Origin of the sequence: Niallia sp. FSL M8-0099 (assembly GCF_038006945.1) — a bacterium.
GTDB classification, from domain to species: Bacteria; Bacillota; Bacilli; order Bacillales; family Cytobacillaceae; genus Niallia; species Niallia circulans.
On record NZ_JBBOWF010000003.1, the window covers coordinates 31,919 to 44,431 of the forward strand.

Below are 12,513 nucleotides of genomic sequence, written 5' to 3' on the forward strand. Positions count from 1 at the left end.
ATCACTTCCTCTTATTTCTCAGTATTGAACTGAATAAATATTTTGGCCGCTTCCTCTTCAGTCAGTCCTTCTAATTCCTCGAGAATAGAATCGATTGTATCCTCTTCTTTTGTTAGAGAGTCTATAAAATTGCTAATATTATTTATATTTGGTTCCTCGAAAAAGTTTTGATAAGGAAGGCTGACACCAAATTGTTTTTGAATTCTTGATATTAATTGGGTAGCTTGTAATGAGTTGCCTCCTAACTCAAAAAAGTTATCAAAAATCCCTATTGGTTCAACTCCTAATAAATCAGTAAATATATTCGCAATTTTCTGATGAGATTCATTTTCAGCTTTAACAAATTCATTTGAAAGTCGTGGCCTTTGTTCATAAGTATTTAACCTAAGCGTTACTCTCTCTGAAGTATCAATTGTTTCGGGTATTTCTATATTGTTATTGTTCTCAATAATGTGTTTATGCTCATATTTAGCCTTTATCCAATAACTTTTTCGTTCAAACGGATAGGTAGGTAAAGAAATTCTTGATGCTTCATCTTTTTGATAAAAAGCTGAATCTCCAAATTTAAATCCATTACCCCATAGTTTTCCTGCAGTATTTAAAAAGAACTCATAATCATTAACTTTATCCAATGTTGACCTAATAGATGATAAAACCTGCTCTTTATCTTCAATGGACAATTGTTCTTGAACCAAAGAACATAGTGTGTCCCCTGGCCCCACTTCCAAGAAAATCATTTCAGATTTTTTTAATAATCCTCTTATACCTGCGTCAAAATTCACAGGCTGTCTCATATGCTTTACCCAATACTCTGGATCAGTGATTTCTTCTTTTCCGATAATACGTCCTGTTACGTTAGAAATAATAGTAAATTCTGGAGAGTTAAATGAAATCATATTCACAAGTTTCCTAAATTCATCTAGTATCGGTTCTGTCATAATAGAATGAAATGCATGTGACGTTCGTAACCTTTTGTAGAATACTCCATTTGTTTCTAATTTATTTTGAAGTTGATCTATTTCGTCGATTTGCCCAGAAATAACACAGAGGTTTGGACTATTTATCGCAGCTACTGATAATTTATCACCCGCAATTTCATAAGCTTCAGCTTCAGATAAATTTACTGCTAACATTGCCCCAGGTTCCATATTTTGCATTAATCGCCCTCTACCAGCAACTAACTTTAATGCATCTTCTAGCGGGAAAACCCCTGCAATACAAGCTGCGACTATTTCACCAATACTATGTCCAATTAAATAATTTGGTTTTATCCCCATTTCAATCCAAAGTGAGGCTATCGCATAGCTAATGGTAAAGATTGCAGGCTGCGTATATATTGTCTGATTTATGAGGTTTTCAATATCTGTCTTTACTTCAGTGGTTTCAGGATATATAATCTTTTCTATCTTATAACCAATCAATGGTTCTAAGATAGTTGAACATTCTTCTACTGTCTTACGAAATACTTCATTTTGGTTGTACAAGTCCTTAGCCATATCTACATACTGGGAGCCTTGCCCACTAAACATAAAGGTAATAGGCTTGATACTAGAAGTTCCGCCAACAATACTCATATCATATTTTCGTTCATTTAATATACGAATAGCTTCTTTCGCATTATTACAAACTATATGACTTCTAAATTCCATTTCTTTTCTACCAATTTGGAGTGTATGAGCAACATTATCCATATTGACATGTGGGTTATCAAATAAAAATTCTGCTAAATTATCTGCAATGGAATGTAGTGCTGTTTCAGTTCGAGCGGAGATCAGTAATAATTTCGAATTACTAGTTTCCTTTATAGCTGGTCTAGCTGGTGCTTCTTCTATAACAACATGGGCATTAGTTCCCCCCATTCCAAGAGAGCTCACTCCAGCACGTCTAGGATATTCTTCAGCATTCCAATCAGTTAATTTTGTATTTACATAAAAAGGGCTATTCTCTATATCAATATGAGGATTTGGTGATTGAAAATGTAAGCTTGCTGGAATCTTTTTGTTCTTTAATGATAGAGCTGTTTTTATTACGCCTGCTACTCCAGCTGCTGTATCAAGATGTCCGATGTTGGTTTTTACTGAACCAATAGCACAAAATTGATTTTTATTTGCGCCCATCATCCGATATGCTTGAGTTAATGCCCCTAACTCTACTGGGTCTCCCATTGGTGTTCCTGTACCATGTGCCTCAATATATCCAATACTCTCCGGTTCAAATTCAGAATAAGCAAGAGCTTCTGAAACCACCTCTGCTTGTCCTTCAACACTCGGAGCTGAATAACTAACTTTTTTAGAACCATCATTGTTTACAGCATATCCCTTAATAACAGCATAAATTTGATCTTTATCTTCTAAAGCATCCTCTAGTCTTTTAAGGACAATAGAACCTACTCCACTCCCAGTAACAAATCCGCTAGAGTTTGCATCAAATGCTCGACAGTGTCCATCTCGAGAAAGTATTCCACCCTCTTGATACAAGTACCCTGTTTTTTGGCGTGCTCCAACAGCAACGCCGCCAGCCAATGCCATATCACACTGAAAGTTTTGTAAACTTTGACATGCCATTGCTATAGCAACAAGAGAAGTCGAGGAAGAAGTTTGTATGGTTATACCTGGTCCTCTTAAATTCATACGATAAGATACATTTGTTGTTAAGCTATCCTTATCATTACCTATAGCCATCTGTAACGAATCAACACCAAGGGCACCACTAAATTGTGGGTAAACATTTTCAATTAAGTAGCTATTCATACTCTCACCTGCAAAAATACCGACTCGATGTGGATATCTTTCTGTGTTATAACCTGCATCTTCCATGGCTTCCCAGCAACTTTCTAAAAACAATCTATGTTGAGGATCAGTAACTTCCGCTTCTCTAGGAGTCATATTAAAAAATGATGCATCAAATAAATTTATATCTTCTAAAACTCCTCTAGCACGAACATAATATGGGTCTTTTAATAGATGAGAAGGTATTCCTGCTTGAAGAAGCTCCTCCTCTTCAAAAAATGTAATACTTTCCTTGTTCTGAATTAGATTTTCCCAAAACTCCCTTATGTTTTTGGCACCAGGAAATTTCCCTGCCATTCCTATAATTGCAATTCCATCGATATTCTCCTCTTGAGGCTTATTCGTCATTTTTTAAATCCCTCCCTCTGAGCTTTATATTGTCTATAAATTCATGTCTTTTCTTGATCATTGCTTTTTGTTTAGCTACCCTCTCCAGTATGGAATTGGTTTCACTGAATTGATCCTTGTGTTCATTATCCAAAAAGTTGGACAATGAAGCAATCGTAGGATACTTAAATAAATCAACAATTTTTATTTCAGAATAGATTTCATTTTTAATCCTCAACATTAGACTTATTAGCATCAATGAGTGTCCTCCAATGTCAAAGAAGTTTTGATTGATTCCGACTTTTTCTATTGATAATGCCTCTTTCCATATTTCAGCAATCTTTTGTTCTATTAATGTACCAGCTTCCTCCAAAATTTCATTGCTAGAATTAAAATAAGATTGACTATTCATGAGTTTCTGAATGTCAACCTTACCATTAACTCCTATTGGAAATTCCTCAAGATAAAGGTACCTTGTTGGAACCATATATTCTGGTAATCTGTCTCTTAGCCAATTTCTTAGACCATTTAATTCTATATCTTGTCCGCTCTTTGTTTGAATAAATGCAGAGATTACTTTTTCATGTTTATCTTCTTCCTTAATTATTACGAGTGCTTTCTGAATATCAGAATGGCGTTGAAGACAGGCTTCAATTTCATTTGGCTCTACTCTATAACCTCGAATCTTCACTTGATAGTCTTCTCTACCTATAAACAATATTTTTCCATCCGACATGCGGCGTCCAAGGTCACCTGTTCTAAAGATTTTTTCTCCTACTATAAATGGATGTTCAATAAAACGTTTATCGTTCAATTCATTATCATTTATATAACCCATTGAAATTCCACTACCAGAAATATAAATCTCGCCAATACAACCAAACGGCATTATATTTCTATTTCTATCAAGAATATAAACCTGTGTATTTTGAATAGGTATTCCAATTGGTAATGGTCCATCTATTTTTGAATCTTCCTTACTAATAATGTAATAAGTTGAGCAAATTGTTGTTTCTGTTAGACCATATCCATTTACAATGGTTTTTTCATTAATTAGGTTATAAATATCACTAAAATACAAAGGTTCACCGCCGCTCAATATTAAACGTAACAAAGGAATTTGATGTTGATGTTGATTTAAATACCTAATAAAAGATGGAACAGTACTGATAATTGTAATATCATTCTCGCTGATTCTGTTATATAGATTTTCCACGTCCAATATCCCATCATGTTCAAATAAGGCAATACTACCACCTACACACAACATGGGAAATATCTCTCCAACAAAGCTCGCTGAAGCAACAGATGATAAGGGCAAAATCCTATCCTTTGGGGTCACATTATATGAGTTAATAAATGATTCTGTGACATTTATTAACCCCCTATGACTCAGTTTTACTCCTTTCGGCTTACCAGTTGAGCCAGATGTGTAAATAACACATGCATCATTCTGAAAAGTATTTAACTCTAAGTTCTCCAGTGATTCATTATATATCTCATTTGCGTTAGGACTTGTCAGTATAAAATTTACTCCAAGAGTTTCTAAAACTGAAGAATATTCTGATGTAGTAATGACCAAACAATCTTCATGATTCTCTAAAATTATCGATATTCGGTCCATTGGTGCATTAACATCAATAGGAATATATTTATATCCGGCCTTTAAAACTGCTAAAACCGCAATAACAGTATCTAATCTATGACCGAGCATTATTCCAATTTCGTTACCAGTATTTTTTTCATTTCTTCTTATGTAGTGCGCTAGTTGATTCGCTTTATTGTTTAATACTTCATAGGTAAAAGACTCTTCCCCGTTAGTAATGGCAACATGGTTCGGAAAATTAATAACCTGTTTTTCAAAAATTTTATGGATTCCTTCTATGTTATTGTTTTGTTCATAATGTGTTAATTCCAATTTTTCATTATATTGAAGTTCAGCCTGGGTCAAAAAAGATAATTCCACAACTGGTTTATCAGGAAAAACACAAATTTGATTAAGTAAATTAATTAGATGTTGTTGTAAACGTTGGATACTGTTTTCTTGAAACAAATTACTATTATATTCAAAAACACCTAAGAAACAGTCTTGTTCTAGTTTAAAAGCTAAAGAAAGGTCGAATAAGGAAGTACCATAATCAGTATCAATTTTGTATATTTTTAAATTATGCATATTAAATGAGTGAACAGCAGACTCTTGCATCATGAACATAATTTGAAAAAGAGGTGACCTCTTATTATCACGTTTAGGTGCAATTTTCTCAATTAATTTGTCAAATGGTAGACTTCCATTTTCGAACGCTTCAAGAGTTGTTTCTTTTGTTTGATTTACTAACTGCTTAAATGTCATATTTTCAATTAATCGAGTTCTAATTACAGTAGTATTTACAAACATACCTACCAAATTTTCAAGATTAGCATGTTCACGCCCAGCAATTGGCGTTCCAATTAAAATATCATCTTGACCTGTATACCGCATAATAAGTACATTAAATGCAGCTAGAAAAAACATATATTGGGTCACATTATTTTGTTTACAATATTTACGAATGTTATAAGTAAGTTCATTTGAAAGTTGAAAACGATATAATCCACCGTTATATTCCTGTATTTCCGGCCTAGGAAAATCAGTTGGTAATTCGGATACATGTGGAGCATTCCTAAGTTTGTTAGTCCAATATGAAATTTGTGAATCCCAATTTAATTTATGCTGCCACTCTGCATAATCAGCATACTGGATTTTATTCTCCGGAAGGTAAGATAACTTCTGATTAATATAACCATCATAAAGTACAGCTACTTCCTTCAACATGATATCTAACGACCAACTATCAGAAATTATATGGTGAATAGTAATAAACATTATATTGTTAGTTGGACTTATTTTTAGAATCTTAACTCGCATTAATGGTTCTGATGATAAATTAAAGGGTTTTGTTGTTTCCTGCCTAGAATATTTTTTAATTTCATGTTGAACGCTGTTCGAATCAAATTCAGTAATATCAATTACCTCTGGTTCTATTATTATATCTGGATCCATTATTTGCATCGGCTGACCATCAATATTTTTAAAAGTCGTTCGTAGCATATCGTGACGTTTAACTAGTTCTTTAATACTAAAACAAAGAGCATCATAATTTAGATGGCCTTTGATTCTAACTCCAGTATGAATTAGATACGCTGTATTCCCTGGATTTAACTGTTCAAATAGCCATATTCTTTGTTGAGCAAAAGAGAGTCTAGCCATACCATTTTGTTCTCGTATTGGAATATAGCTTTGTTTAGAAGTTAATATTCCTTTATCCTTCAAAATCTCGGTGAATTGCTTGACTTGTTGATCAGATAATCTGGTCATCTAGCATTCCCAACCTTTCATTTTCATAAGAGCGTTCTATTTATAATTTGCATAATTTCTATTGGGTATTTATTAATAAAAAAATGACCATCACTAAAAGAATGAAAACTACATTCTTTATTAGAATAATCTTTCCATTCTTGTACATTCTCTACCTTAGTTTCTACATCATCTTGTGAATATAAGATTGAAATATCACAATTAATTTTTTTTGCTTTTGGTATAAAAAGATATGAGTCAATTACACTAAAATCTGCTCTAATTATCGGTAGAAAAAATTCTAGTAACTCCTTTGATTCAAAAAATTGTTGCGTGGTCCCCCCAAGTGTAGCAATTTTATTGCATAATTGTTCATTGGAAAGAGTATGAATAAGTTCATTTTTTAGCAAATGCGGAGCCTCCATAGCCGAGAAAAACATATGTTTAGGTAAAGGGAGTTTCTTTTTTTCTATTTGATAATACAATTCATAACCAAGAAGACTCCCCATGCTGTATCCAAAAATTGCGTACCTAGAATCTCCATCACTAGAAATTTTTTCTGATATACTATGGGTTATATCTTGGAGCATTTCGTCAAAATTAACCAGTAGGAGTTCATTGATTCTCTTACCCCGCCCTGGAAGCTCAATTGGAATTATTTCAATGTCCTTATTAAGATAACGAGCCCATTTCATATAAAGAGTTGAAGAACCACCAGCATATGGAAGTACATACAAATTTGTTTTCATCTAATATTCCTCACTTACGTCTATTCGAAGATTTTATTAAAATCTTCTTCAGATAATTGGACTCCATCAAAATCAGAGAGTGTAAAATCTAAAGACTCACGATTACAGCAATGTTGGATGATTTTACGGAGATGATTCATATAAGCTTGTAAGAAAGATTGCATAGTATCTTCAGTAAAGGAAGAGAGACTATAATTCACTGAAATGGATAATCTATTCTTCAACACGATACATTGTATATCAATTTCCGTTGATAAATGATTTGCTATATTTTTTGTATTCTTTGTGATACCTGATATATCAAGTACCTTCCAAAATTCTTCATTACCTTCATTAATAAATTCTCCTAAATAATTGAATCGAATTAGTGGATGATTCATATTATTCTTTTTTTGAATATATTTTAGAATTCCAAAACCAACTCCATGGTTTGGTACTTCTCTTAATCTTTCTTTAATTGATTTTATTTGTAAGGAAAGATCCTCATTTGTTTGTTCCCAAGCAAAAGGATATAAACTTGTAAACCATCCAACAGTCCTATTTAGATTTATACCTTGAAACAATTCTTCTCTTCCATGGCCTTCTATCTCAACAACAGCTTTTTTGGTATTACAAAAATCAAATAGCGTTAAAAAAAGTGCACATAATAGTAAATCATTGGTTTCAGTTCGATATGCTTGATTAGCTGAGTACAATAAATCATTGGTTTCATCAAGCTCAAGTAAATTTTGTACTACGCATATATTTTGATTTCCAAAAGAATCAGTATATTTATACGGTAATGTCATATAAATTTTTTCGCTCTGTTGTTTCCAATAACTTTCCTCTTCTGCACAATTATAATGATTTATTTTAAGAGCCCAATCTTTATAACTAGAAGACTTATTAGAAAAAGTTAAGTTTTTATTTCCCCTTAATTGGGAGATTATAGTTTGCATATCTTTTAATATAATTCTCCAAGATATACCATCGATAACTAGATGATGAGCAGTTAGTAATAATTTTTTCCCCATCGAGCCTAATTCAAAAAGACAAGCCCTAGCCAATGGACCCTTCTCTAAGTCAGTTGATCGCTTTATTTCCTGGATAGTCTTCTGAATATTTTCTTCTTGGGTTTCGGATGGAAGACAACTAAAGTCTTTTTTCAAGAAAAGCTTATGATGGTCCAGTTCTTTCTGATACATTAACTGACCAGTATCATAGTTTACAACCATTCTTAATGAATCATGAATATTTATTATTTCACTCCACATTAATTTTAGGTCACTTTCTCCTATATCATCATTTACTTGCAAAAGAATGCTTTGGTGATACATCTCTGGAAATTCAAATTTTTGTTCGAAGAACCACGAAACAATAGGAGTTAAAGGAACATTACCCTGAGTTGACTCTATAGTTCTTTCGATATTTTGCTGTGAATACATATAGATTGCAATATCCTTAATAACAGGATTAGTCATAATATCTTTTACAAGAATCTGATATCCTTTCTCATTTAAAGCAGATGCTATTTGTATAGCCTTAATCGAATCCCCACCAAGATGATAAAAATTACTTTCCTTATACACATTTTTCACTTGAAGAATCTTCGATACTACACTAACTAGTACAGCTACTCTCTCTTCATATGAGGTTTTATTTATTTTGCTTATATGAGTTTCTAATGTGAGTAAACGATGTTTGTCAATTTTATTACTCTTATTTAAAGGCATTCTATCAAGAAAGTTAATACTTTCTGGTATCATGTAATAAGGGATTTGCTTTGATAGTTCTTCCATTAGTTCCCTTTCAGTTCTATGAAAAGCACACACGACAAAGGAGCAAAGATATGCATTAGCGGAATTATCCATCCTCTGCAATGTGACTGATTCCAGCACGCCTTCGCACGATAGTAAAATACTGTCTATTTCACCTAATTCAATTCTATAACCTTTATGTTTTATAAAGTCTTCATTCCTACCCAAATACACTAAATCGCCATTGTACAGCATCCTTGCCCTATCACCAGTTTTGTACATTTTCTTACCAGGTATGAATGGGTTATCAATAAACTTTTCTTCATTTAGCTTTGGATTATTCAAATAACCTCTTGCTAATCCTTCTCCAGAAATATATATTTCACCTTCTACTTGTTTTGGAACTGGCTTTTTATAGGAATCTAGTAAATAAATTTGAACATTATCAGCTGGTCTTCCAATTGGTACACTTTTCAAATGGTTATTTTTATGATTATATTTTGCTATCATACATCCGACAGTTGCCTCTGTTGGCCCATATTCGTTTAAAATCTCAATTGGTCGCTTCCATTTTTCATATAGAAGGCGAACTGAATTCGATTTTAATTCTTCTCCTCCGACTATCATTCTTTTAATAGATGTATTGTTAGTTAATTCATCGAATTTCTGCATTAACGATAATTGAGCAGGGGTAAGTTTTAGAACCGTTACTCTATTCTCATTTAATATTCTGCGAAGCACATGATCTTTTCCATCATTATTATAAATTGCAATACTTCCACCACTTATTAAGGGTGTAAAAATAGAAGTCACAGTTAAATCAAATGCAAAGGAAGTAAATAATGCAAAAATCTCATTGATATCACTTACATACATTTTTTTTGCCCACCATATATAATTTACAAGTGATTGATGTTCAATTAGTGTCCCTTTTGGACGTCCAGTTGAACCAGATGTATAAATTACGTAGGCTAAATCATTGGGTTTAGACTTAGACTCAGGATTGCGATTTTTCCCAGAAAAAAATTTTCCGTCATTTAATTTCATAAATTCCACATCGTAAACTTCGACCTGTTGCTCAACTTCTACATTATCGCTTAAAACTAATTTAGTACCTGAATCCTCAAGGATAAACTTTATACGAGAAATAGGATATGTTGGATCAATTGGTAAGTATGCTCCACCAGATTTAAGAATAGCTAGAATTCCGATTACTGAATATTGATTATGTTCTGCTAAGATTCCCACAATACTACCTTGACCTATCCCTCGTGAAATTAGATAGTTTGCAAGTTGGTTTGCTTTCTCATTAAGTTCCTCATATGTAATGGTTAGATTATTAAAATTTATTGCAATCTTGTATGGGTTTAGTAATACTTGTTCTTCAAATAACTGATGCATTGATTTATTTTTAGGATAAAAAGACTCAGTAGAATTAAAGTCCACAAGTAATTCTCTTATTTCGTTATCACTCAGAATACTAAGTTCCACAACTTTCTTTGTTGGAGTTTTTAATACTTGATTAACTAAAAAAAGTAGTTTTTCATATAAATAAACTACTTCTTCTTCGGAAAAATTTCCAACATTAAAATCAAAATCTAACTCTATACTCCCTGAATTTGACCATTCCCTCACAATAAGTTGCATTGAATAATTTTGATGTCCGTTATAAAATTCTTCATTATAAACCTTTACTCCATCCATTACTTGCCTTAAATAAGTGTTGTAACAATTAATACTTAAATCAAATATTTGATCCGATATTTTGGAGTTAGATTGTAACTCTCTGATAATAAGATTAAATGGATATTTTTGATGAATATAATCGCGTCTTAATTCAAGATGTACTGTTTTCAGGACTTCTAATATAGAATCATCTGATGAAATATTAATCCAAAAAGGAATAGTAGAAGCATACATACCAAAAGTATTTTTTTGAATACCATTTGTACGGTTCGAAACGGGTATACGAAGATAAACATCCGATTTCCGACTAATTTTGTGTATTAATATGGAATACAATGATACAAAAAATGTTTGTAATGAGTAAGGTGTATTTTTAATGAAATTTTTTATTTGTAAAGAGGTTTCTTTTTCAATATTAAAAACTAGACGTTTGCCCTTTGTACTATTAGTTTGTTTGTTTATTAATGTATTAACCGAATCAGTCGGGAGTGATTCGAATTTTTTATTCCAATATGATTTATCTTTAATAAATCGTTGAGAATTCAAATAGTTTTGTTCTTGTTCAATATAATTTATATAAGTTGTTAACTTTTGATTTTTATTGTTGAGGTTTTGACCAATTAGTAGTTGGTAGTTATCAATTATTTGGTCAGTCATTAGTTGCATAGACCAACCATCAGCGATAATATGATGAAATTTTGCTAAATAACCATACTTATTTTCTGAGAGTTTAAATAGTGCAAAATAAAAAAGCCAACTGTTAGTAAAAACAAATGGCTTTTCAGCTTCATGTTGTATCCAATCAGAAAAGTTATCCTGTTTATTTCCCCTTTCAGAAAAATCAATAATTTCAAAAGGACTTCTTTGATATTCTTTGACCTTTTGAAAAAAATTACTTTCAATTTCAGTAATTTGTATTCGGACAGCTTCATTATCCTCTATAAACATTTGAATTGCTTGTTCCAAAATTGCTAATTGGATTGATCCTTCAAACGTCACATGACCTCCAATATTGCACAAAGAGGAATGAGAATGTTCTAATTCAATATTGAGGATTCTTTTTTGGGAATACGTTAAGGGATAAAACTGTGTATTATTTGTGGCCAACTCATTAACCCTCCTTTATATTCTCATATTAAAATGATGTATTACTGACAATAATCGAATTAAGGCATGCTTCGCCGGTCATGAACTGTGTCCATAACTAATTATTTTGTATAAACACCACAATTCTTATAATGTGCCTAAGCTTCATTAAAAGAATAATAGGATATTATATAACTATATTACCATGTTAACCAAATATTTCAATAATTCCCACTAAAATACTTTATTTTTTTCTGCAAAATCCCTCATATAATGTGCCTTAATTCTACAAAGCAGAGAGGGATTTATACCCTCTCCAAAAATTCTATACCTACATCAAATAAAGTTTCTCTTCCAGCAAAATTAACGAAGACTTTTGCTCTCCGAGTGTGTTTATTAATCTTTTGGATAATACCTTCAAGTCCAAATAAAGGGCCCGAAATCACCTTAATATTTGTGTTCACATCAATTTTTGACAATTCTATAATATCTTGACCATTAAGTAGTTTTAATAGAATAGAAATTTCTTTGGGCTCTAGAGGAACGCAAGTTCCTTTATTCTCAAGTATACGAAATATATATGGTAAAGAATTAACATTGGCATGAATAGAGTTATTTATTTTAGTCCGAATTAATACATATCCAGGAAATAAAGTTTTTACTACATTAATAAACCTTCCATTTCTTTTTTCTGGAATTATACGTTTTGGAATAATGGCGACGAAACTTTCACCAAAATGTAACTTCAATAATTTTTGCACAGTTTCTTCTTTTCCTGATTCAACAAAAATCGCATACCATTCCAC

General features: G+C 32.1%; 5 protein-coding genes. All 5 read right to left on the minus strand.

The annotated features are described in order from the left end of the window. Nucleotides 1-11 precede the first annotated feature (11 nt). A complete protein-coding gene (locus tag NSQ92_RS24630; RefSeq protein ID WP_341123795.1) occupies nucleotides 12-3,137 on the minus strand; it encodes a type I polyketide synthase in 3,126 nt (1,041 codons plus the stop codon). Next, nucleotides 3,127-6,471, minus strand: a complete 3,345-nt coding sequence (locus NSQ92_RS24635) for a non-ribosomal peptide synthetase (RefSeq protein ID WP_341123796.1) — start codon at nucleotides 6,469-6,471, stop codon at nucleotides 3,127-3,129. Before NSQ92_RS24635 ends, NSQ92_RS24630 begins: the two co-directional genes overlap by 11 nt. Before the next feature lie 23 nt (nucleotides 6,472-6,494). Next, nucleotides 6,495-7,199: a thioesterase II family protein gene (locus tag NSQ92_RS24640; protein ID WP_341123797.1), complete on the minus strand. Its 705-nt coding sequence runs from the start codon at nucleotides 7,197-7,199 to the stop codon at nucleotides 6,495-6,497. 20 nt (nucleotides 7,200-7,219) lie between these two features. Beyond that, nucleotides 7,220-11,728: an amino acid adenylation domain-containing protein gene (locus tag NSQ92_RS24645; protein WP_341123798.1), complete on the minus strand. Its 4,509-nt coding sequence runs from the start codon at nucleotides 11,726-11,728 to the stop codon at nucleotides 7,220-7,222. A gap of 284 nt (nucleotides 11,729-12,012) precedes the next feature. Beyond that, nucleotides 12,013-12,513: an antiterminator LoaP gene (gene loaP, locus NSQ92_RS24650; RefSeq protein ID WP_341123799.1), complete on the minus strand. Its 501-nt coding sequence runs from the start codon at nucleotides 12,511-12,513 to the stop codon at nucleotides 12,013-12,015.